Below are 22717 nucleotides of genomic sequence, written 5' to 3' on the forward strand. Positions count from 1 at the left end.
GTTAGCGGCTGCGTGGCTTACGTCAAAATAATTGTTCATCTACAACTTAAAAGACTGCCCGCAGGCAGTCTTTTAAGCTTGCTTTTATTATTTTTTAGTAGTTCGGACGGATAACGTAACCGTTGTAGTTGTCCGCCCAGTAACCGCTCGACATATCTGCCACAGCAACGCCTGTCGACGACTGCGCGCCGAGGTATGTGCCGTTGCCGAGATAAATGCCCGCGTGGCCGTTCGTCTTGTACGTATCGAAAAAGACGATGTCGCCGCGCTGCTTTTCACTCGAGGAAACACGGGTGCCCGCTGTCGCGAGACCGTCCGTCGACGCAGGCATGCTCATGCCAATCGAACTGAACGCCCAGCTGAGAAAGCCGGAACAATCAAATCGCCCTGCGTTAATGTCGGATTGATTGCGTCCCGCGCCAAATACATACGTCGAATTGCCGATATATTCTCTGCCGTTTGAAATCAAATCTTCAATCCCGCTTCCGCCGGACGGCGCGCTGCTTGACGGAGATGAATTTGAACTTGAACTGTTTGAAGCATTCGAACTGCTTGCACTCTCGTTTGAGCTGTTGCTGTTTGTATTGTTTGAGCTGCTGTTATTATTGCTTGCGTTGTTTGAACTGTTATTGCTGTTATTATTACTTGAACTGCTGTTGTTTGAGCTTGTATTGCTGCTTGTACTATTCGTCGATTCACTGCTCGTATTATTTGAACTGTTGCTTGAATTGCTGCTGTTGTTTGAATTGTTGTTTGAACTGTTATTTGAGTTGTTATTTGCACTGTTATTGTTGCTTGCTGCAGAGTTCGGTGACTCGTTTGCTGCTGATGAACTGTTTTCTGCAGAATTTGTATTGTTTTCCTCAGACGAAGCATTTTCTTCAGCTGCCGCCTGCTCCGCACGCTCTGCTTCCGCTTCCTGTTCTGCTTGAGCTTCCGCCTCAGCCTGTTCTTCTGCAGCTTCTTCCGCTTCAGCAGCCGCCTCTTCTTCAGCGCGGCGCTCGGCTTCTGCCTGGCGTTCGCGTTCTGCTTCAATCCGCTCCATTAAGTCCGCTTCCGCCGCAGCCAAATCGGATTCTTCGGCGATCAGTTCATCGATCATCGCTTCTTGTTCCGCTTCGTTTTCGCTGACATCCTCTTTCAGCGCTTCTGTTTCTTCAATCTGCTCCGTCAAATGAGCGTCCATCCCTTCCATCTCAACGAATTGCTCATCGAGCTCATCGAGTGTGGACTGATGCTCATCTTGTGTGTCGCGGCGCTGGTCTTCAAGAGCTTTCAGTTCATCAATAAACTCTTCGTCCGCTTCAGCGATGCGCGAAACGTTCATAATCCGGCTGATGAAATCCGCAAACCCTTCCGCTCCGAGAATTACTTGTATGTAGCTGACATTGCTGCTTCCGTTTTGCTGGTACGAACTCGCGCGGCTTTTTAACAGGTCAAACCGCTCTTCCATATCCGCTTCAATCTCAGCAATTTCTGCTTCGAGCTCTTCCACCACGGCTTCATTTTCATCGATTTCGCCTTCCGTCTCATCCATCGCCGCTTCATTCGCTTCAATCGCCTCGTTCAATTCGGCAAGATCCGCTTCCAGTTCATCAAGATCATCCATCAGATCTACGAGTTCCTGTTCCGCAGAGGTGATCTCATCTTGAACATCCTCGCGCTCTTCCTCGACTTGATCCTGCTCATTTTCAAGATTTTCCGTCGCGGAAACATCGTTCACTTGACCGAACGCCGTTCCCAAACCGACAATTCCTGCCAACACCAGCGCTTTTTTCACACAACTCATCTCCTAATTTATGTAATCCCGCAAATAATCTCATTTTTAACCATAATTTCTCACATTGCCCACCTTAACAGCCGCACATCACAGCAATGTAATAATAAGATTACGATTGTGTAACAAAAATTAACGCTATATTAGCAAAAACCGCATCGATTGTCGCCGTACAAAGGATACACCCCGCCGTTCGCCGTTTTGAACAACCTAAATAAAAAACAGCCCGGTGGCTGTTTTTTTATCCTATGTCCGATCAGCTTGCAGCATCGTCTCGAGATGCTTCACGGTCGGTGTTAAATTCGCAAAGAAGTACGCTTCGCGCAAGCGCCGGTTGTCTGCGGCAGCGCGCATATACGCGGCCCCGCCGCTGTGAAGCATCGACGCATGCGTAGAATCAAGCCCGAGATACGCGGCATCGAGGCGCAGCCGGCAAATCGTTTCCCACTCCGGCCGGCCGTCTTTAACAGCTTCTTCAAAAGCCGAAGACAATTCAATCAATCGCGAGCGTAAGCTTACCGCCTGCACGGGAAGCGCACTGTTCGCCCCGTTTTGCTTGTTTGCGCATTTTTCGATTGCATCAATCGCACGTTCTGTAACGCCGAGAGCAAGCGGGATTTGATACGTGACAAACAGCGGACGAATATTCTGCACAAAACCGGCGGCATCTTCCGCGATTACCCGGCCGGCTGCAATATGCGCATCGGTAAATTTGCAGGCGTACGTCGCGCTGCCGTTTAAACCGATATAATCCGTCTTTTCTTTGTACGTCACCCCGGCTTGCGACCCGTGAACAAACAGCATCACGCACCGTCCCCCGCCGGCATCGGCGACAACGCCAAAGCCGTGGTCTTCAGCAATATTTGATACTGACGGCAAAACACCGTTCACGGTATAACCGCCGTCAGCTGACGGGGAAGCCGACAAGTTAAGCTTTTCCAAGCCCGCGTAATACTTCATCGGATTCGACAGACCAGTCGCCGCGAGCGTGCGCGCAGATTCAAGCGCATCGATCCACTCGTTATGAAGCGTTTGATTTTCCGTGTGACGAATATACGTCAGGCCGGCTGCGTGGCACCAAAGGTTAAACCCGGTCGTCATGCAGCGATACGACACATCCCGAATCAGACGCGCCTCCTCAGCGAGCGCTTGGCCGCGAAAATATCCGTCCGTCAAGACTTCCTGCATGAACGGTTTCGGGTAATAGGCATTTTGGTCAACATCTTTGGCAAGCCCGGCGAGTTTATCATCGAGCTCCGGGCGGAGCACTGCTTCTTTCACGGTCGTCACAGCCGATTCCTCCTTCAATCATCGTTCCTCTTCCAGGGTGATGTCTCTATTTATCCGCTGATTTATCCGACAGCTTCGTAATTTCATCAACCGGCGCCTTGACCGCTTCACGCGCACGCAATACCGAGTCATCGTCCGGGGCGTCGTAAAAGCAGAGACACTTCGACATATCTTCGCATACGTACGTGCGGGAGAAACTGACTTCCGGCACTTCCGCGTAATGAACGGAATTTTTCTTTTTCCGCTCCAAGTATTGATCCATCGTCAAGTCTTCCGGCAAGTTCCATTCAACTAAATAATTGATTTTTTCCCGCTCTTTCTTTGCTTCTTCCAGCTCCTGCCCGACAATGCGCACCTCTTTGACGAGTGAGGCCGGCAGTCCGGATGCGTTGAGCGCCTTTGTTACCGGTTCGGTCTCCTCCGTTTCAAAAATGAAAAAAGCGCGCTTCAAATCAGCAGCCACTTGCACCTCGATAAACGCTGCATCCGCGAGGTTTTTCTCGACGTCTTCCACAGCTTGTTCAAACGCTCCTTGTGTTTGTACGTCCGCTTGCACGTCCGTTTCGATTAAATAAAGTCCCATTTTTTATCCGCTCCTTCAAATAATTGTTAGTCGTTTATCTTTGCGGTTATTACCGCTCGACACCCCACTGCCGGCCGATCCAGCTTTCGCCCCAGCCGACGGCTTTATCGAGCAAAAGCCCGAGGATGCCGATCGTAAATATCCCCGCGAGCACATGATCGAGATCGAGCGCGTTGCGGGCATCGACGATTAAATAGCCGAGTCCGGACTGAGCACCGATCATTTCGCCGGCGACGAGGAAAATCCACGCTGTGCCAACGGCGATATGCAAGCCGTTCGCGATTCCCGGGAAAGCCGCCGGGAAGATAATCTTGAACATCCGCGACGTCCGTGAAACTTCCAGATTCGACGCTAATTTTAAATACGTTTTGTCGATTCGCCGCACAGCCGCGACCGTAGATAAAAGCACCGGGAAAAACGCCGCGATGAAGATAATCACGATCGCCGGCGCGCTGCCGATTCCAAACCAGAGAACGATAAACGGCGACCACGCCACCGGTGCGACCGGTCTGAGCACCTGGACGATCGGATCAATGACGCGCCAGACATGGACCGACTGCGCCAGAAGCAGTCCGAGAATCACCGCTGCGATCACTGCACTCGTATACCCCGCCGCAAAGCGGTATAAGCTGACGCCGATGTGCTCGGCCATCGTCCCGTCGCGCACCATTTCCATAAATCCCGCAAACGCCAGTGCCGGCGACGGCAAGAGCGCCTCAGGATAATCGCCGATCCAAACCGCTGACTGCCAAACGGTTAAAACCACGGCTGCCGCAGTAAAAATATAAACGGTTCGCTGCCACACTGTCATCGTGATTCACCATCCATGTCGCGGACGATCTCATCATTGACGAACTCGCTGTAATCCGGCGGTTCATCGATTAAGTCCATCTCCGTCAATTTATTTTGCAAATAATCGTATTCCGCTTCGCGAATCCGCAGGTCATCGTAGGAAATCCAGCCGAGCGACTGTTCGAGCACATTGTCGTCCACATCCAAGTACGCTTGATGTGTTTCAATCGCCTGTTCGGTCGGATCGCCCGCCTCTTTGCCGGCAGCGGAATAAGACTTAACAAACTTATCGGTAAACTCGGGATTTGCATCGGCAAAATCGTCCCGCAAGACGAGTGCGCAGCAAAGGCAATTGTCCGGGCAAAAATCTTGCGATTGGTATTCGACCTCGCCGACGCCGTTTTGCACGCCGAGCGCGCCGAACGGCTCAGCGACGATGTAGCTCGCGACCTGCCCTTCCCCGAGCGCTGCGGGCATTTCCGCCGGCGGCATTTCCACAACGTCAACGGCGTCGTAAGGAACGCCGGCACGTTCGAGCATTTCATCGAGCAGCAAGTGATGCGCCGAAAGCGTGTGCGGAATTGCAACCGATTCCCCTTTCAGTTCGGCCGGGTCGTCGATCTCGTTGCCGGTGATGACCGCATTGCCTTCCCGGTGCCCGAGCGCCGCCGCGTGGAGCCCGATCCCGCGTTCTTTTGCTTTCATCGCCAGTTCAAATAATACGGAAGCGCCGTCGATCCGGCCGGCGTTTAACGCGTCCATCAGCTCGATCCAGCTGGAAAAGCGGACGAGTTCGACTTCAGCGCCGCCTTCAAAGTAGTCGTCTTGATTGGCATCAAGAAAATAAAGCGGCGCCGCATGCGTAATCGGCAAGTGCCCGATCCGGATCACCTCGCGATCCGTTTCCGCCGAGGGCGGTGTTTGGCAAGCGGAGACGACAAAAGAGGAACAGAGCATCGAATAAATTGTCAGTTTTTTACGCCGGTTCATCGCATTTCCTCCTTGCCGTCGGTTAAATGTAATATTCGAGCTTCGGTTTTTCGAGACTGAATTGAAACTCATCGAGAATTTTCTTGCGGTACGCATGAAAATCGCGGCTGCTTCGGTCACGCGGATGCGGCAGTTCAATCGGAATACTTTTGCGCACGGTGCCGGGATGACTGTCCATCATTAAAATCCGGTCGGATAAATAGACGGCTTCATCAATATCATGCGTGACGAGAATCATGTTCGTCGCTTCCTGTTCGCGAATCCGCAGCAATTCATCTTGCAAGTAATAGCGCGTAAACGTATCGAGCGCGGCAAACGGCTCATCCATTAAGATCAGTTTCGGCTGAACCGCGAGCGCGCGGGCAATCGCAACCCGCTGTTTCATTCCGCCCGACAGCTGCGAAGGAAACTGGTGCATCTCCCGTTCTAAGCCGACAAGCTGCAAATACCTTTTCGCTCTCTCTTCGCGGGCGTCTTTTGACAGCCCCTCCGGTTCAAGCGCGATGTCAATATTTTTTAACGCCGACCGCCAAGGCAGCAGTGCATAATCTTGAAACAGCATAATCACATCGCGCGACGGACCGCTGATCGGTTTGCCGGCAAAACGCGCTTGACCGGATGTCGGGTGCTCAAAGCCGCCGACGATATTTAACAGCGTGCTTTTGCCGCAGCCGCTTTTGCCGAGCACGGTGACAACCTCGCCGTCGCGAACCTCGGCATCAATCCCGTCGAGCACTCGCTCGGCCCCGGCGTCTTTATAAAAATCCTTCGCTACCCCGTCTAACGTAACAAGCGCTTCCGCCATGCTTTCACCGCCTATGTTTATAATCCCTATTGGTTTACTTTGTTTTTAACATGATAATACAGTTTTCCGCCGTACACAACCCGTAAAATGAAAAAACCCGAATTTAAAACGTAACAGCCTTTCGAGCTTGTTTACCAAGTTTGTCCATTCATTATTTTTCAGCAATGTGCCTGCACATATAAAAAGACTATGTGAGAATAATCCCCTTCCCGTATACAACTGATTATATAGAACCAACCCTTATATGCTAATGGAGTCATTAATAGAAAATTATAGAAAAAACATTGTGTCTATTGCACCTGCAAGTTATAATTATTTTGAAAGCGTTGTCATCAGACATGTGATGTCAGACCTTTCGACAATAATATACATATTGGGGGATTTATTCGATGAAAAGACAGTGGTTTACAGCGGCCGGAGCTCTTGGTTTGAGCGCAGCTTTAATTGCCGGATGCAGCACAGAGACGGAAGACGAAGTTGAAGCCGGGAATGACAACGCTAACGACAGTGAAAATGAAGCATCTTCTGACGAAGAAAGCGACCAGCCGAAAAACGTCATTATGATGATCGGCGACGGTATGGGGATGGGCCAAATTGAAGTGACCCGACTCTTAGAACACGGCAAGGAAGGAATACTGAGCATGGAAGAAATGCCGCACTCTGCATTAATGCGTACATATTCCGCGAATAATTGGGTGACAGACTCTGCAGCTGCCGGCACGGGCATTGCCACCTCGGAAAAAACAGATAACGGCGTTCTCGGGATGTCTCCAGACGGCGAAGAACTTGACAGTGTTTTGAAACTATTCCAAGAACACGACCGCTCTGTCGGGGTTGTATCGAATAACACCGTTACCGATGCGACACCGGCTGCGTTTACGGCAAATGTAGAAGATCGCGGGGGACAAGATGAAATTGCCCGCCAAATGTATGAAGAAGAATACGATGTGATGCTCGGCGGCGGTGAGGATTACTGGCTTCCGGATGAGCAAGATGGTGACAATTTAATTGAAGAACTCGAAGAAAAGGGGTACGACACGCCGACAGACCGTGACGAGCTTCTGGATATCGATGATCCTGACCAGCTTCTTGGATTGTTTCACCCTTCCTTTATGACATATAAAAACGATTACGACCTGCGAGATTCCAACGAACCAAGTTTGGAAGAGATGACCGAAGTTGCACTCGAGTCGCTTTCTCAAGATGATAACGGATTCTTCGCGATGATTGAGGGCGCACGCATCGACCACGCTGCACATGCTGCCGACATTCCCGGTGTCTGGCAAGAAACGATTGAATTCGACCGCACTGTCGCTGATGTCCGAGAATGGGCGTCAGACCGCGATGACACCCTTGTCGTTGTGCTCGCCGACCACGAAACGATGGGCGTAACTGCATCTGAGACGATGGACAAAGAGGCGCTTCGCAACGTTGAAGGTTCACCGGAATACTACGTCGAAGAAAAATTTGACTTCGATGAAGATGAAGGTAAATTCACAACCGAATCCGTTCAGTCCGTCATGCAAGAATACGCAGGCGTTGAAATGTCGGACGAAGATGTCGCCGACTTAAATGAATACATTTATGACGAAGACGGTGAACTGAAGTTCCCTCACGAACAAGGCTGGGAAGTCGGAAGTTTCATCGCTGACTACCACGGTGCTGGCATTATGTCCCGTGAAGTTCGTGAAGGCAGCAGCACCGGCGGCCACTCTGCCGATATGGTTCCCGTGTTTGCTGAAGGTCTCGGAGCAGAAAACTTCGACGGCACGTATGACAATACGGATATTGTCCAGCTGATTGCTGAGCTATCAGGCCTAGGTTTTGAACCAGGCGAGATCATCGAAGAATAAGTTCCTTTCTGTAAAAACCTCGTTGCTGCTTAGGCAACGGGGTTTTTCTTCTCAATTATCAGTGAAGCGTAAAAAAACGTTGCGGGAGCCGATGACTGTCATCGATTCCCGCAACCGGTTGATAAGCCCCCCTGATCCGGGCGGCTTGGCAAGCATTATTCGTACTTTATATGCACCTCAATGCCTTGTTCATAGTTGCCGAATTTCTTGCCGAAGAGATTCATCCCGCCTTTATTTACGGCATCGTCTTTAATGCCGATTTTAAAAGCGATATAAGGAAGCTCGCTGAGATGCAAATCATCGATCGTCACATCCGATACTTTCTCATTGTCGATGAAGCTCCCCTCCTCATTGACTTTCCACTGCTTCAGCAAACCGTACTGGGTTAAATTCGTCCGCCACCAATCAGGTGTCAAACTTCCCCTCTCGCCGCCGAAATCCCCCGGCGACGTCCAGGTCCCCGTCTCTTGATCATTGATCGCGAGCGTAAGATCGGACGGCCAGTCTAATTTATAGTTCGGCGCTTCCGAGCAGAGTTCTGCGCTGAAGTGGATTTCTTTTGCTTTATGCCCGTAAGGAATCCGATTCGGCAGCTTGTATTCAATATACCCGTCTGCAAAATAAATCAGCTCGGCATATTTTCGTTCCGGTTCGAAAAATGCCCGCGGGTCATCTTGCGCGCCGATATAGGCGTCCTCCCCGACAATTCCGCAGTGAGGGACAGCGTAACAGTCGAGGAAATCACCGATATCCACATTCATCGTCAGCTCATACCCGCCATTCTGCTCTTCGTTATTGAACAAATCAATGACAATCCGGTCGTAATTGATCGCACTCACTTTTTGCGTCCCTCTTCCCGGAACAAGCTCAGTAATAATCAAATCGACCTCTTCCAGCTTATTGACGTGTGAGGCGGTCGTCGAAAAGGGAAGGCTGAGCTTTTCCGCCAGTTCATTGACGTTATGAGGTTTTTCGCTTAACAGGTGCAAGATTTCAATCCGTGTTTGATTCGCTAATGCTTTGTTAATCGGGAGCATATCTTTAAACGTTAAGGGTAATTTTTTCATCAGAGAAACCTCCGTTTACAACGTGTTTCTCCCAGTATAGCAAACTATTATTCGTCGACATATATGCTCCGGGCATCGGTTTGCCGTGATCGACTTTTTTACGTTTCCGTTTGAGCCTCTTCTTCTTGCCGTCTGTCGTAGAGCTTATCAAGAATTTCATTGTATTCTTTCTCCGTGTAGGAGTGGAAGTACATAATGATTAAACGTAAGAGCGAACCGACAGCAGGCAAGAGAGCAATGACAAAGAACAGCATATTGAGCGTGAAATCTGTTTGTGCCTGGTTGGGCTGATAGTTGATCGCTGTCAAAATCAAGCCCACAGCACCGCCGGACACAGCCACGGATAACTTCCCAGTAAACGTCTGTCCGGAAAAGACCACTGCTTCATTGCGCTTTCCTGTTTTCCATTCCGTGTATTCAATCGTTTCTGCCAACATCGCCGAAATAAGCGGCCCCGTACTCGTGTATAGCAGCATCGTGATCCCGATAAACGTAAGCGAGACTGCGGTGCTTGAGTAACCGAGAGAAAACCAAATGATTCTGACAATCACATCGACAGCGACAATCGTCATCAAAATGTGTTTTTTCTTAAAATAGACGGTCAATTTCGGAATCACAAAGAACCCGATAACGCTTGCAAAACTGAGAATACCAAAGATCGACATTAAGGCAGCGTTTCCAAGATTGTACGTGAAAAAGTAAATGATCATCGCTTGCGTAATATTCATAAATACGTTTAAGAAAAAGACAATCAGAATGGCGAACATCGGTTTATTCGCTCGGATCGCGCGAATACCATCGGAAAATTTCACCTTCGTCTTCGGCGGCTTCACACGTTCTTTTGTATTCTTAAAGCCGTTTAACATAATCGGTACCGCAACGAGCATCAATACGACGGTCGCGAGGAAATATCCTTGCCCCTCATCGCCCCCGCCTAACACTTCGGTCATCGGCACAAATACCGTCGGTGACAGCGCGATCCCGGTAAAAATCCCCATGTTCGCAAAGGTGATTAATTTTGTCCGCTGTTTCGATTCCTGGGTCATAACAGACGATAACGACCAATACGGTACGTCAGACAGCGTGTAAATCATCCCCCAAATAATATAGGCCGCCCCGGCATAAATCACTTTCGCCGTCATACTTAAATGATCAAGCGGCAAAAACAGGGATATTGTTGATAAAGCAATTAAAAACGGCATGAACTTGAGAAACGGTCGGAACTTTCCGTGTTTTGAATTCAGCGTATCAACAAACGATGCCATCAGCGGATCGTTAACCGCATCCCACGTTCTGGCGATCAAAAAAATGATACTTGCCGCCGCCGCGGAAATCCCTAAAATATCCGTATAGAAATACATAATATACGTCCCGACGAGCCCGAAACTGATACATTGGGCAAACCCGTAGCCAAAATAAGACGTAATCTCTTTCGTGCGGATATCTTGCTTCAAATCTTTTTCACGCAGCAACCTATCTTCATTCCTCTTTTTTTCTTGCTCAGCTGATTCCACTTTATTCTCCCCCTATCTGTTATTCAAACGTAAATCCGGCCGACTTGACATTCGCGACAATGTTAAAAATCTGCTTCGAATCAAACTTTTCTTCATGATCATGGTTAAGGAGGCCATTGACTTCTTGCTCGACATCAGTCAGCTGCGTATAGCAAAATCCTTGCAGCGAATCCGAATCGGCGACTGCTTCGATCAGCTGTTCAAACCGTTCTAACGCTTGCTCTTCCGTTTGCGGCCTCGTTCCGTAGCCCCACTCGTTGCCGGTTTCACAGGAGCTGTAGGCAATGCCGCCGAATTCGCTCATAATAATCGGCTCGCCGCTGTACCGGTAACCTTGGGCAAAGTTTTGCTTCCGACTCGTTTTTGACGGGCTTCCGTCGGCAAAATCGTCAGCTTGATAAGTTGCCGCAACCTGCGCTGGATTCGAATTGTAATCATGGATCGTGAGAATATCTGTCACCGTGTGCTCCCAGCCGTCATTGCCGACAACGAGCCGTGATGGATCCATTGCTTTTGTCTGATAATAGAGAGCGTTTACAAAATTCTGCTGATCGCTGCGGTGATAGATCTCATTTACGCCCCACGATTCATTCATGATCGTATAAATGATCACGGACGGATGGTTGCGGTGCTTTTTCACCATCTCGCGGCTTTCGTTCAGCATCGCTGCCATCGATTGATCGGTGAATGAGAAAAAGCTCGGCATCTCTGCCCACATAACCAGCCCGAGCTGATCGCACAAATACATGTAGCGCCGGTCGGCAATCGTTTGGTGGCGCCGTACACCGTTAAAGCCCATCTCTTTTACTTTTAATAAGTCTGCTTTCATCTCGTCGTACCCGGCTGTCATCAATGCATCCTTATAGTAGCCTTGATCAAGAATCAGCTTTTGATAAAATTCTTCCCGGTTCAATAAGATTTGTCCGTTGTTCACTTCAATGCTCCGCATGCCGAAGTAACTGTCTACCTGATCGGCAACGTCATCCGCAGCGGTTAACGTCAACGTGATGTCGTAAAGACGCGGGTTGTCCGGACTCCAATAAAAGACGCGGAAATCAGCTGACTCCGATTCAACATTGACCGTCATTTCAACGTTTTCCTGCCCTTTTTTCACCCAGGCTGCCGCCGAATTAATCCATTCGCCTTGGTAATAAACGTGCGCTTCCAAATATGCCGTTTGCTGATGGCCGGAAAGCTTCGATTCGATCCTCAGGTTGGATTCGGCAATATTCGGCATCAGCGTCAGATCGGCAATGTGCAGCGGCGAAACCTCTTCCATCCATACCGGCTGCCAAATCCCTGTCGTCCGTGTATACCAGCACAAAAAGTTCTCCGACTTCCACGTTTGTTTGCCAATCGGCTGTTCGACACTGTTCTTATCTTCCGCGCGAATCACAATCGTGTTTTCCCCGGACTGAACGGCAGCGCCGATCGGAAAGCTAAAAGGCGTATGCCCGCCGGTGTGCTCGCCGACAAATTCGCCGTTCACCCAAACTTTTGTGTAATAATCAACGGCTTCGAAATGAAGCAGCAACTCTTTTGTCTCGTTTTTTTCGTAATGAAAGGCTCGTCTATACCAGACAACCTCGTATTGTTCATCGGATTGAATACCGGATTTTTTGCTTTGGTACGCATAAGGAACTTCAATTTGCCGGGTAAAGAACTCACCTTGACCATCCCGGGCATACCATTTCTCCTTTTCACCAATGTCATCGTCGTCAAAAGCAAACGCCCACGTCCCGTTCAAGTCGTACCACGCGTCCCGTTTAAATTGCGGCCGCGGGTATTCCTCCGCGGAACTGTTCTTTTTTTCAGCTGCTGCCAGCGACTTCATCACCATAAAAATTGCTCCTTTTCTGAATTTAGTAAGGGCTTTCATTTCTACCGCTTATTATTACATATAAACACGTTTTATTACAATACAAATCGTAATAAAAATTTATTTTTCACATTTCACCGCTAAAACAGCAGCTAAAATCGAATGTAATTTCGCTGATATCTCAAGTTTCAATCGACGCTTTCGTTTCATTTCATGATCGTTGTCCCTTTTCTCATACTTGAGCCTTTTTACCATTGTTTTCAATTGTGAACAGATCTATACTGAAAGTAACCATCGTCCCTCTCTGCGCTGCATGACATATGAAGAGGTGGTGAGAATCATGAACTTGGCACCGTATTTGATCGTCGCGGGAATCATTTGCCTCATTGCACTCGTTGCCACGTTCGTCATCGGATTTCGACCTGAGGACAGCGAATATGAAGATCAGTCCGCCGTCGTCCGCCACTGGAGCTACGTCACGTTGATTTACATTCTCGCTTTTGTGCCGATGTTTTTTCTCATTTTCATTTTGTTTATGCTGTAGTCAGCAGTTACGGACATTCATAACGAACAAAAAACCTGCCGCGGCAGGTTTTTTTCTTTATACTTCCATTTACCTTCCAGAGTTATGCTACACTGGCGGTGACTGATTTTCCCTGAAAGGAGCCGGCCCATGCTGACGATCCAGCAGTATTATACGTTAACTGCCCGGACGCTCAACTGGATCGGCCTCGGTTTTTCCGCCGCAGCCGTGCTTCTCGCCAGTTACTACACGGTTTTCGGCTGGGAACGAATGCTGGACGCCAGTTTCACGCCATCGGCGGTAATTTTTTTAGCCGGTCCGGGGAACTTCATCCTTGCCGCCGCGAAAAAGCGCCGCGCCGAAAGCCTCCAGCTCGCCGTACCCGACCGCGCCCAACCGCTTGCCGGCCATCGGCGCCTGATGATCGTTCCGTTCGTCCACTGGCTCCGTGAATACGTTCTGTTTACGCTCGACGGCCAAGCCGTTGCCCGAATTCACGAGAACGTCTCCGGCTTTCGGCGGATCGCTTCGATTCCTTTGCACGTGATCGGTTTGCGCGCGTTCTTGAAAAAATCGTTACATATTTCTAATCAGAACGGCTTGTTATACCGGCTCGAAAAAAAGCGCGGCCTGAAACACCGCTCGCATCTGTACCACGCCGACGGCACACACCTCGGCTACTACGACATAAACGTCTGGAACCCGGCCCGCAGCTACACGACCATTTTCAACCCCGCCGGCGAGCAAATCGGTGAAAACCACGGCGGCTTCTCCGGCATGCAATTCGAAATCCGCAACCAAAGCGGCAACCCGGTGATTCAAATCAAATACGAAGGCATCCCGACAGAAGCGCTCGAAACATTCTCCGGCGTCCGCGGCGATATTATTGACTACACCGATGCACCCGAAGCCCGCGAGCCCCTGTTTTTGCTCGCGCCCGTCATCGTCCAGCTCCACTTCCTGCGCTGAGACAACCAAAGACATTTGATGAAAAAAAGGAGGTCATCGTATCGACATCGCAACTTACCTCGCTAATGATGCGACGGCTCTGATCCGCCGCGTAAACGAAAAGAGCATTACGAGTGCGGAACTGCTCAATCACAGCTTCACGCGTCTCGATCACGTCAATCCCGGCTTAAACGCGGTTGTCCGTGAGCGCCGCGCCGCAGCCGCTGCCGAAGCCGAAGCGATCAAGCCGGATACCGGCGCGCTCAGCGGACTGCCGATTTTGTTAAAAGACTTGTCGCAGCAAGTTACAGGCGAAACGATCAGCTCCGGTTCGCGGCTGTTAAAAAACGTCACCGCCGACGATGATGCCCACTTCGTCCGCCGCCTGCGCGCAGCCGGAGCGATTCCGACCGGGCACACGAACACGCCCGAATTCGGCGTAAAAAATATTACTGAACCGCTCTTACACGGGGCGGCGCGCAATCCATGGAACACGGAGCACTCGCCGGGCGGCTCGAGCGGCGGCGCAGCCGCGGCTGTGGCGGCCGGGATCGTGCCCGTTGCCGGCGCAAGCGACGGCGGCGGGTCGATCCGGATCCCCGCGTCATTTACCGGGCTTGTCGGCATGAAACCGACGCGCGGACGCACCCCCGTCGGCCCCGGTGCCGGCCGGCAATGGCAAGGCGCGGCCGTCGGGTTTGTGTTAAGCCGGACGGTGCGCGACAGCGCGCTGTTTATGGACGTCTTGCAAACGGTCGAACCGCACGCCGCCTTTCAGACACCGCTCCTGCCTGAGCGCTGCACGGCGGAAGCCGGGCGCCCGTTTGGCAAGCCGCTCCGCGCGGCTTTTTCCGTCGCATCGCCTGTCGGAACGTCTGTGTCAGAAGAGGCCGTGGCGGCGGTGAAAAACGCGGCCGTCTGGCTCGAAGCTGAGGGGCATGATGTTGAAGAAGCTGCGCCGGCCATTGACGGGAACGAGCTGATGAAGGGGTACTACTTGATGAACAGCGGCGAGATGTCCGGACTGCGGCAGCAGCTGGAGCGCGCGTTCGGACGCGAACTGACGGCGGCGGATATCGAATTGGAGCCGCGGCTGTTAAGCGAAGCGGGCCGGAAAATCGGCGCGGCGGATTATACGCTCAGCCTGCAGTCATGGGACGCAGCCGCGGAAACGATGGCCGCGTTTCACGAGACGTACGATCTGTATCTCACTCCGGCGACGGCGTGGACCGCGCCGCTTGTCGGCGAATTAACCGCCTCGGCCGAACGGGCGGCTGAGCTGGAAGCAGGCTTCAGTGAACTTTCGTCAGCTGCGCAGCTCGCACGGATCGAGGAGATGTTTCGCCCGAGTCTTACGTACACGCCGTTTACGCAGCTCGCCAATTTAACCGGCCAGCCGGCGGTGTCGCTCCCGCTGCATATCGCAGCCGACGGCCTGCCGCTCGGCGTGCAGATCATCGCCGCAAAAGGCCGCGAAGACCTGCTCTACCGCCTCGCCTTCCAATTCGAGCAAAGCCCGCTTTGGCAAGCGGCCGAACCAAGCGCGTTTTAACAAGCACCCGGAGCAAAAAGAAAAGCAGCCCGCGGGCTGCTTTTCAGACTGTCGACAAACGATTATTTTGACGTAAGCCACGCAGCCGCTAACCTCCGCTTGCCGCAGGCAAGGCTTCAGCTAATTAAAGACCGGTATTTGACCGGTCTTTAATGGATCTTCAGCTCTTGCTTTTCCTGCAGGCGTCGGAGGAAGTGGCTGCGTGGCTTTCTTACTTTGCAGAGCAATATTGACAACGCGCTGTTTGAAACAGGAAGGATGACCCAGCATCCCGGCTTTCTCCTGCGGGTTAGACGAGACCCTGCAGGGCATAAGCCCGAAGCGGCTCGACGCTCGCCCGCGGAGAGAAGTCGAACGATGCTTAGTCATCTGTTCCTTTCACCGTGATCTAAAATGAGGCTGTCCAGCCGCCGTCGACGGTCAAGACGACGCCGTTGACAAAGCTGGAGTCACTCGATGCGAGGAACAGCGCTGCCTGCGCGATTTCACTTGCTCCCCCGGTGCGCGGGCTGAGAGCGTGCGTTTTCCCGCAGCGGGCCATGCCGAATTCGCTGATATTGGTCATGCTCGTACCGATATTCGTGCTGACGGCGCCGGGAGCAATCGCGTTGCAGCGGATGCCCTCTTCCGCGTACATAAAGCCGGTGTTTTTCGTCATCCCGACGACAGCGTGTTTCGATGCGCCGTAGGCGACACCTGCATGCGCGCCGTTTTCCCCGCCGGTCGAGGCGATATTCATGATATTGCCCGCTCCTTTTTCGCGAAAAATCGGGATCGCTTCACGCATCGCCGCCATCACGCCTTTCGTATTAATATCAAAAATCCGATCCCATTTTTCATCGCTGATTTCGCCGACCGGCTCAAACCCGTCCATAACCCCGGCGTTATTCACAAGCACATCGAGCGTGCCGTACGTTTCAACCGCAAAGGCGATCAGTTTTTTCACTTCGTCAATCTTGCCGACGTTGACTGTAAACGAAGCGGCTTTCCCGCCGTTTTTCTCAATGTCGGCTAACCGACATGTCACGCTGCTAATGATGGAGAAAGGAGCAAAAACATGACGAACGAAGACCGCCGCGTCCGTAAATCGAAACACGCACTCAAACAAAGCCTCGTCACCTGTCTGAAAACGAAGCCGCTCGACCGCATCACCGTCAGCGAGCTTGTCCGCTCCGCCGATTTGAACCGCAGCACCTTTTATCAGCATTTTACGAACCTCGACGAATTGTACGACGAACTCGTCCGCGACACGATGAACGAACTGATCCGCTCCTACCGCGAACCGTATCTCGGCAACCGCCGGTTTGACATCAGCGAGCTGACTGCATCATCCGTACGGATATATGAACGAACAGCTGCTTATGATCATTCAATACCGTCCCGCAATCACCAACGTCACCTTGCCGGCTGAACGCAAGACTTGACTATACTCACCGGCGCAGCCGAATCCACACCCAGCAGAGCATAAGACCGAACAGCGCCCCGGCGCTGTCCAAGAGCACGTCGCTCACCTCGCCGCTCCGCCCCGGCACGAACAGCTGGTGCGTCTCATCAATCGCTGCGTACACCGTCGCAAGCACCCAAGCCCAAAGCCCCTTTCGCTGCGCAAAAACCGCAGGCGCGTCTGCGAAGTAAAGCGCGCGCAGAATCAATACAGCGAGAATCGCGTAGATCACAAAATGAGCCGCTTTGCGGATGAACAGGTGAAAGCCGTCCGCGTCGAGCTCGGCAAAAAAGACCGCGCTTTGCACAACGTCAAACACGAAGGCGACGACCCCGCCGCTCAAAGCACCCGACGTTTCGCCGGGCTGCGCCGAAAAGAAAAATATCACACCCATCCATAAGAAAACCGGCACCCAGGCCGACATGCGTCCTTTCATTTTGACCCCTCCAAGCAATAGCTTATAAACTGAACAAATGATTTATTAAACGTTCAGGCAGAAAATATGGTACGTTAATACTAACGAGCGTTACAAACTATTTTATCCAATCACGTTGATCGTTAAAAGCATAATGGCTGCGAGTTGTATAAAGGAGGCTTCACAGCGGTGACGAAGAAAACTATTCTCAAACTGACAGCCGTTGTGATTGTCATCGGCTTGCTTACCTGGGTCAATCAGCGTTATTTGAACATCCGTCCTGGCGAGATTCGCGCCTGGATCTTGAGTTTCGGCGTTTACGCGCCGGTGATTTACCTTGTCTTGTACGCGGCACGGCCGTTAATCCTCTTCCCCGCTTCGATTATGACGCTCGGCGGCGGTCTTGCCTTCGGTCCCTTTTGGGGCACGGTGTTAAGCGTCGCCGGCGCATCCGGTTCAGCAGCGGTCGCGTTTTTTGTTGCGCGTAAACTCGGCAAAAACGTGGCCGCAAAAGATTGGCAAGGCCGCGCCGAAAAAATACAGCAGCAGCTGGAAACTAACGGATTTTATTATGTCTTTTTGCTCCGCTTCATTCCGCTCCTGAACTTTGATTTGATCAGCTACTTGGCGGGTGTTTCGAAAGTGAAATTTGCTCCATTTATCTTCGGAACAGCTTCCGGGATGATTCCCGGTACCTTCGCCTATGTATTTTTAGGCTCGAGCCTTGTCGACCCGAGTGTTGAAGTTCTCATCCTTGCCGGCGCACTGTTTGTGTTGATTTCGGTGATCCCGTTTCTTTTAAGCAAGAAAATGAAACAGCGATTAGGCTTTAAATAGCTTCAAGCCTTCGATTTGATAACAAAGAAAGCGTTGACACTTCCTCGCATCAAGGATATTATTAAAGCATAAACCGCGGAAGGAAATTTTTCACAGTTTCCATTATAAAAATAGGATAAATCAAACTTGTGCACGCAAGTTTTTTATTTTGATTTTTACGAAACCGGTTTAGTTAAACTTCAAAAAGAGTACATAGGGGGAAAAATGATGAAAAAGTACTGGAAACTGTCAGCCATCACTTTAGCAGCCGCAGCATTGACTGCTTGCGGCGCCGACAACGAATCCGCAAACATCAATAATGCGAATGCCGATGATGGAAACGGAGCTGCGGAAGAGGAAGCAAACGCAGATACGGAAACGGTCGGCGAGGAGGACGCAGAAGTTGAACTCGATTTTTGGCTGTTTGGCGCGAACTATGATTTATTAGTCGAAGAATACATTGAAGAAAACCCGCATGTTTCCATTAATATTCAGCAGATTGACATGGAAGATCACCATAATAACTTATTTACTTCGCTGTCAGCCGGCAGCGGCGCACCCGATATCGCCGCGATCGAAGTCTCGGAAATCGAGCGCTATAAAAATGCGGAGGATCGCTTTTATAACCTTTACGACCTCGGGGCTGAAGAGATTGAAGAAGACTATTTAGATTGGGTTTGGGATCTCGGCACAAGTACGGAGGGGGATTTTTCATTCGGCGTTCCGACAGACATCGGCCCGACCGTGATGTACTACCGCACGGATGTATTTGAAGAGGCCGGGCTTCCGACTGATGCTGACGAAGTGAACGACTTAATCGAAACCTGGGACGACTACGAAGACATCGCCGCAACCATCTTGGAGGAAACCGGAAAACCGATGGCTGACAATCCTGAAACAGTATTTAACGCCAAGCGCGATCAATCCCCGGAGCAATATTTCAATGAAGATGACGAACTGATCATCGACTCTTCTCCTTATGTGCGCGAGGCTTATGATGACACAGCCGACTGGATTGAGTCCGATTATGTTGAGAACTTTGGCATGTGGTCGCCGGAGTGGGCAAACGGCATGGCCGAAGGAGAATACGCCACATTATTAGGACCGGCGTGGATGCGGGATACAATTAAAGAAAATGCGCCCGACGCAACAGAATGGCGCATTGCATCAATGCCGGAAGGCGCCGGCAACTGGGGCGGCTCTTGGATGACGATCCCGAAGGAAACCGATCACGCCGAAGAAGCCTATGATTTTCTGACGTGGCTGTTGGCTCCAGAGCAGCAGAAAGACTCCTTCGAAGAACGCGGAATGTTCCCGTCGACACCTGAAGTTTACGACGATCCTGAATTCACGGAAATCACCGATGATTACTACGGCGGCCAAAACGTTGCAGAAATCTTTGCCGAAGCCGCGTTAGAAGTGAATTACGTCTATAAAGGCGCAGATTTCGGTGAAGTAAATACGGAAATTCTTGATGGACTGGACAACGTCTATGACGGCACCGACCCTGATGAGGAATGGGAAAATATTCTTGACCGGACGGAGCAATTACTGAGCCGATAACAAGAAACGATACAGCGGGGAATCCGGTCTTCCCCCTCCGCAATCGTTGCAAATTAAGGAAAATGACAAAGGAGATGACCCGATTGAAAGAAGTCCAAATCATCCAAACAAGTAAGCTCGAAAATGAAAAATGGCAAACGAAAGACCCGCTCGTGTTGGAAAACGAAGCGGCAGTATCAAACGTGAAACCGTCCGTCACGATCGATCCGGCAACAGAATACCAAAAATGGATGGGATTCGGCGGCGCGTTCACCGAAGCGGCTGCGTATACCTTAGCGCAAGTGTCGGACGCGAACCGCGCCGAAGCGATCCATGCGTATTTTGATAAAACCGGCGGCCTCGCCTACAATTTAGGCCGAACGCATATTCACAGCTGTGATTTTGCCTTGGAAAATTATACGTACGTCGATGAACATGATGAATCACTTGCGTCTTTCTCGATTGAACGCGAGCATAAATATGTGATTCCGTTTATTCAAGATGCGGTTAAAAAAGCAGGCCACGACTTGACGATGCTGTCGTCACCATGGAGTCCGCCGGCGTGGATGAAAACGAACGGCGAGATGAATAACGGCGGACAGTTAAAAGCAGAACATCGGCAAACGTGGGCGAACTACTTTGTGAAGTATATTGACGAAATGGAGAACGCGGGCATTCCGATTTGGGGTGTATCTGTGCAAAATGAACCGGCCGCCGTGCAAACGTGGGATTCTTGCATTTATTCCGCAGAGGAAGAACGCGATTTTGTCAAAAATTATCTCGGTCCGACCTTGCACAATCAGGGTTTGGCGGAGAAAAACATCGTCATTTGGGATCACAACCGCGACTTGATCGTCGAGCGGGCGACGACCGTTTTAGAAGATCCGGAAGCGGCACAGTACGTGTGGGGCACGGGCAATCATTGGTACGTTTCCGAGGAGTTTGAAAATTTAAGTAAAGTCCACGAGGCTTTTCCCGACAAGCACTTGCTCTTTACCGAGGGATGCATCGAAGAGGGAGTGCATTTGGGCGAGTGGCACACCGGTGAGCGCTATGCGCGCAATATTATCGGCGATATGAACAATTGGCTGGAAGGATTTATCGATTGGAACCTTGTCCTTAATGAACACGGCGGTCCAAATCACGTCGGAAATTATTGCGACGCGCCGATCATCGCGGATACAAAAAACGATCAGCTCCACTACAACAGCACGTATTACTATATCGGCCACTTCAGTAAATTTATTGCGCCCGGAGCGAAGCGCATTGATGTTGCTTCGTCCGCTGATCAAGTCTCGATCGCAGCGTTCAAAAATTTGACGGATGAGGTTGTTGTTGTCATTCTTAATGAAACGGAAAACGACCAAGATCTCGTCTTAAATGTTGCCGGTGAGCAAGGAGAAATGGCGGTGCCAAAACGATCGATCACGACTTGTGTGATCAACTAAAAGACGGTATGCGGACTTGCTGAAAACCGGCGCTGACGTTTCGTTTCCGGATCTAAAGGAGGGCTTACCTTGAAGGGATACGATTTGATCGTAATTGGCGGCGGAGCCGGCGGCTTAACCGCCGCGGCCGGTGCATCCTCACTCGGAGCGGACGTCGCGCTCGTCGAAAAAGACGGCCGGCTCGGCGGCGACTGCCTCCATTACGGCTGCGTGCCGTCGAAAGCGCTGCTCAGCGCAGCTAATGACATTCACCGCGCCGGAAAGCTCACCGGCACCGGCTTCACCAGGCACGGGGCCGCTGATATGACGGTCATCAATGAGCGAGTCCAGCAGTCGATCGCCGCGATTCAAGCGCACGATTCACACGAACGGTTCGAAAACCTCGGCGTCGATATTTATACCGGGACCGCTTCGTTTCTTAGCGAGACCGAGATTGCCGTTGAGGGCCGCGAACCGATCCGCGGCAAACGCATCATCCTTGCGACCGGCTCGCGTCCGGCGGTGCCGCCGATTCCCGGCTTAAAAGAGAGCGGATTTTTGACGAACAAAACGATTTTCCAGCTCAAGTCCTTGCCCAAGCGCTTCGCCGTCATCGGCGGCGGCCCGATCGGCGTCGAAATGGCACAAGCTTTTTCCCGGCTCGGAAGCGACGTAACGATCATCGAACAGGCACCGCGCCTCTTCAATCAAGAAGACCGCGACATCAGCCGCGAAGCAGAGCGGCTGTTAGCCGAAGAAATCGGCGTCCGTGTAAACAGTGCCGTGACAAAGATTTCCGTTGAGAACGGCGAAAAGCGGCTCGAACTTAAGCATTCCGACGACTCAAAAGAAACGATCGCAGCCGACGAGATTTTACTCGCCGCCGGACGCCAAGCGAACAGCGACACGCTCGAGCTGGACAAAGCCGGGGTTGCAACGGATCAGCGCGGCGCGATTCCCGTCAACCGCCGGATGCAAACAAGCGTGCCGTCGATCTATGCGATCGGTGATGTCAACGGCGCGATGCCGTTTACCCACGTCGCCGGCGCTGAAGGCCAAATCGCCGTGCAAAACGCCGTATTCGGCTTGAAACGGAAGATCGATTACGCGAATATGCCGTGGGTGATTTACACCGACCCGGAAGTCTTTCACCTTGGTGAAACCGAAGAGGCGTTAAAACAGCGCGGCGCCGATTTTCGCATTTACAAAACCGCCTTAAAAGACGTCGACCGCTTTGTCGCCGAACACCGCACGGACGGCTTCGTGAAACTTCTGACCGACCCTAAAGGCGTAATTTTAGGCGCTCACGCCGTCGGCAACGGCGCCGGCGACTTTATGCAGGAAGCCGTGCTCGCCAAGCAGCAAAACATGAAGATCGGCGCGCTCGCGCAAATCATTCATCCGTACCCGAATCACGCGGCAGCGGTGCAGACGGCGGCGAATTTATACTGGCGCGAGAAACTGTTCGCCGGCCCGCTCCCAAAGCTCGTCAAACGCTATATTTCAATGTTTCGCTAATCAAAACGGACAGAAGCCGTAAAGGCTTCTGTCCGTTTTCTT

20 protein-coding genes are annotated in these 22717 nt (G+C 51.4%); 9 read left to right on the forward strand and 11 right to left on the reverse strand.

Features of this window, described 5'->3' with window-relative positions; translation table 11 throughout:
• Positions 1 to 94 precede the first annotated feature (94 nt).
• From EDD67_RS01380 to EDD67_RS01405, 6 genes are all read right to left on the reverse strand, one after another.
• Positions 95 to 1780 carry a C40 family peptidase gene (locus EDD67_RS01380; RefSeq protein WP_121439388.1) on the reverse strand — a complete coding sequence of 562 codons (1686 nt, stop codon included), beginning with the start codon at positions 1778 to 1780 and terminating at the stop codon, positions 95 to 97.
• Between the two features lie 243 nt (positions 1781 to 2023).
• Complete coding sequence (locus EDD67_RS01385) at positions 2024 to 3067, reverse strand: acyl-CoA dehydrogenase family protein (RefSeq protein WP_121439389.1); 1044 nt, start codon at positions 3065 to 3067, stop codon at positions 2024 to 2026.
• Between the two features lie 46 nt (positions 3068 to 3113).
• Positions 3114 to 3650, reverse strand: a complete 537-nt coding sequence (locus EDD67_RS01390) for a DUF4242 domain-containing protein (protein ID WP_093073001.1) — start codon at positions 3648 to 3650, stop codon at positions 3114 to 3116.
• A 49-nt stretch (positions 3651 to 3699) separates the two neighbouring features.
• Positions 3700 to 4461, reverse strand: coding sequence for an ABC transporter permease (locus EDD67_RS01395; RefSeq protein WP_121439390.1), 762 nt, complete (start codon positions 4459 to 4461; stop codon positions 3700 to 3702).
• Positions 4458 to 5432, reverse strand: a complete 975-nt coding sequence (locus tag EDD67_RS01400) for an ABC transporter substrate-binding protein (RefSeq protein ID WP_121439391.1) — start codon at positions 5430 to 5432, stop codon at positions 4458 to 4460. The genes EDD67_RS01395 and EDD67_RS01400 overlap by 4 nt, the downstream gene beginning before the upstream one ends.
• A 22-nt stretch (positions 5433 to 5454) precedes the next feature.
• Complete coding sequence (locus EDD67_RS01405; RefSeq protein ID WP_121439392.1) at positions 5455 to 6237, reverse strand: ABC transporter ATP-binding protein; 783 nt, start codon at positions 6235 to 6237, stop codon at positions 5455 to 5457.
• A gap of 389 nt (positions 6238 to 6626) precedes the next feature.
• On the opposite strand from EDD67_RS01405, the gene EDD67_RS01410 reads away from it, so the two are divergent.
• On the forward strand, positions 6627 to 8090 hold the full coding sequence (locus tag EDD67_RS01410) for an alkaline phosphatase (RefSeq protein WP_093072997.1): 1464 nt from the start codon (positions 6627 to 6629) through the stop codon (positions 8088 to 8090).
• Positions 8091 to 8245: 155 nt separating this feature from the next.
• Here the strand turns inward: EDD67_RS01410 and EDD67_RS01415 are convergent, their stop codons facing one another.
• The 3 genes from EDD67_RS01415 to EDD67_RS01425 form a co-directional block, all read right to left on the reverse strand.
• Positions 8246 to 9157, reverse strand: coding sequence for an ArsR/SmtB family transcription factor (locus EDD67_RS01415; protein ID WP_121439393.1), 912 nt, complete (start codon positions 9155 to 9157; stop codon positions 8246 to 8248).
• Between the two features lie 98 nt (positions 9158 to 9255).
• Positions 9256 to 10671, reverse strand: a complete 1416-nt coding sequence (locus EDD67_RS01420) for an MFS transporter (protein ID WP_242005957.1) — start codon at positions 10669 to 10671, stop codon at positions 9256 to 9258.
• A gap of 19 nt (positions 10672 to 10690) precedes the next feature.
• The gene (locus EDD67_RS01425) at positions 10691 to 12511 is read right to left on the reverse strand and encodes a glycoside hydrolase family 2 protein (RefSeq protein WP_158638178.1); all 1821 of its coding nucleotides are present in this window, start codon (positions 12509 to 12511) and stop codon (positions 10691 to 10693) included.
• A gap of 319 nt (positions 12512 to 12830) precedes the next feature.
• Between EDD67_RS01425 and EDD67_RS01430 the strand changes: the two genes are divergently transcribed.
• The 3 genes from EDD67_RS01430 (at position 12831) to EDD67_RS01440 (ending at position 15513) form a co-directional block, all read left to right on the forward strand.
• Positions 12831 to 13034, forward strand: coding sequence for a hypothetical protein (locus tag EDD67_RS01430; RefSeq protein ID WP_121439395.1), 204 nt, complete (start codon positions 12831 to 12833; stop codon positions 13032 to 13034).
• A gap of 129 nt (positions 13035 to 13163) precedes the next feature.
• Positions 13164 to 13982, forward strand: coding sequence for a hypothetical protein (locus tag EDD67_RS01435; protein ID WP_121439396.1), 819 nt, complete (start codon positions 13164 to 13166; stop codon positions 13980 to 13982).
• A 40-nt stretch (positions 13983 to 14022) separates the two neighbouring features.
• Complete coding sequence (locus EDD67_RS01440; RefSeq protein ID WP_121439397.1) at positions 14023 to 15513, forward strand: amidase family protein; 1491 nt, start codon at positions 14023 to 14025, stop codon at positions 15511 to 15513.
• A gap of 388 nt (positions 15514 to 15901) precedes the next feature.
• Here EDD67_RS01440 and EDD67_RS01445 read toward each other — a convergent pair whose 3' ends face one another.
• Positions 15902 to 16540, reverse strand: a complete 639-nt coding sequence (locus tag EDD67_RS01445; RefSeq protein WP_242005958.1) for an SDR family oxidoreductase — start codon at positions 16538 to 16540, stop codon at positions 15902 to 15904.
• Between the two features lie 30 nt (positions 16541 to 16570).
• Here EDD67_RS01445 and EDD67_RS14075 point away from each other — a divergent pair, with 30 nt between their 5' ends.
• Complete coding sequence (locus tag EDD67_RS14075; RefSeq protein WP_121439533.1) at positions 16571 to 16924, forward strand: TetR/AcrR family transcriptional regulator; 354 nt, start codon at positions 16571 to 16573, stop codon at positions 16922 to 16924.
• Positions 16925 to 16943: 19 nt separating this feature from the next.
• Here EDD67_RS14075 and EDD67_RS01455 read toward each other — a convergent pair whose 3' ends face one another.
• Positions 16944 to 17393 carry a VanZ family protein gene (locus tag EDD67_RS01455; RefSeq protein WP_121439399.1) on the reverse strand — a complete coding sequence of 150 codons (450 nt, stop codon included), beginning with the start codon at positions 17391 to 17393 and terminating at the stop codon, positions 16944 to 16946.
• A 168-nt stretch (positions 17394 to 17561) separates the two neighbouring features.
• On the opposite strand from EDD67_RS01455, the gene EDD67_RS01460 reads away from it, so the two are divergent.
• The 4 genes from EDD67_RS01460 to EDD67_RS01475 all read left to right on the forward strand — a co-directional run bounded on the left by EDD67_RS01460 (position 17562) and on the right by EDD67_RS01475 (position 22675).
• Entirely contained in the window at positions 17562 to 18209 is a 648-nt protein-coding gene (locus EDD67_RS01460) for a TVP38/TMEM64 family protein (protein ID WP_121439400.1), read from the forward strand.
• Between the two features lie 207 nt (positions 18210 to 18416).
• Positions 18417 to 19751: an ABC transporter substrate-binding protein gene (locus EDD67_RS01465; RefSeq protein ID WP_121439534.1), complete on the forward strand. Its 1335-nt coding sequence runs from the start codon at positions 18417 to 18419 to the stop codon at positions 19749 to 19751.
• A gap of 83 nt (positions 19752 to 19834) precedes the next feature.
• Positions 19835 to 21178: a glycoside hydrolase family 30 protein gene (locus EDD67_RS01470; RefSeq protein ID WP_242005959.1), complete on the forward strand. Its 1344-nt coding sequence runs from the start codon at positions 19835 to 19837 to the stop codon at positions 21176 to 21178.
• A 69-nt stretch (positions 21179 to 21247) separates the two neighbouring features.
• Positions 21248 to 22675: a dihydrolipoyl dehydrogenase family protein gene (locus EDD67_RS01475; protein WP_121439402.1), complete on the forward strand. Its 1428-nt coding sequence runs from the start codon at positions 21248 to 21250 to the stop codon at positions 22673 to 22675.
• Positions 22676 to 22717 lie beyond the last annotated feature (42 nt).

Origin of the sequence: Salisediminibacterium halotolerans (assembly GCF_003814815.1) — a bacterium.
In the GTDB taxonomy this organism is placed as follows: Bacteria; Bacillota; Bacilli; order Bacillales; family Salisediminibacteriaceae; genus Salisediminibacterium; species Salisediminibacterium halotolerans.

Bases quoted from the DNA above. Each gene is read 5' to 3' on its own strand.
- EDD67_RS14075 (WP_121439533.1), top strand. From the start codon at position 16,571: ATGACGAACGAAGACCGCCGCGTCCGTAAATCGAAACACGCACTCAAA.
- EDD67_RS01400 (WP_121439391.1), bottom strand. From the start codon at position 5,432: ATGAACCGGCGTAAAAAACTGACAATTTATTCGATGCTCTGTTCCTCT.
- EDD67_RS01415 (WP_121439393.1), bottom strand. From the start codon at position 9,157: ATGAAAAAATTACCCTTAACGTTTAAAGATATGCTCCCGATTAACAAA.
- EDD67_RS01435 (WP_121439396.1), top strand. From the start codon at position 13,164: ATGCTGACGATCCAGCAGTATTATACGTTAACTGCCCGGACGCTCAAC.
- EDD67_RS01395 (WP_121439390.1), bottom strand. From the start codon at position 4,461: ATGACAGTGTGGCAGCGAACCGTTTATATTTTTACTGCGGCAGCCGTG.
- EDD67_RS01405 (WP_121439392.1), bottom strand. From the start codon at position 6,237: ATGGCGGAAGCGCTTGTTACGTTAGACGGGGTAGCGAAGGATTTTTAT.
- EDD67_RS01390 (WP_093073001.1), bottom strand. From the start codon at position 3,650: ATGGGACTTTATTTAATCGAAACGGACGTGCAAGCGGACGTACAAACA.
- EDD67_RS01430 (WP_121439395.1), top strand. From the start codon at position 12,831: ATGAACTTGGCACCGTATTTGATCGTCGCGGGAATCATTTGCCTCATT.
- EDD67_RS01410 (WP_093072997.1), top strand. From the start codon at position 6,627: ATGAAAAGACAGTGGTTTACAGCGGCCGGAGCTCTTGGTTTGAGCGCA.
- EDD67_RS01425 (WP_158638178.1), bottom strand. From the start codon at position 12,511: ATGGTGATGAAGTCGCTGGCAGCAGCTGAAAAAAAGAACAGTTCCGCG.
- EDD67_RS01455 (WP_121439399.1), bottom strand. From the start codon at position 17,393: ATGAAAGGACGCATGTCGGCCTGGGTGCCGGTTTTCTTATGGATGGGT.
- EDD67_RS01465 (WP_121439534.1), top strand. From the start codon at position 18,417: ATGAAAAAGTACTGGAAACTGTCAGCCATCACTTTAGCAGCCGCAGCA.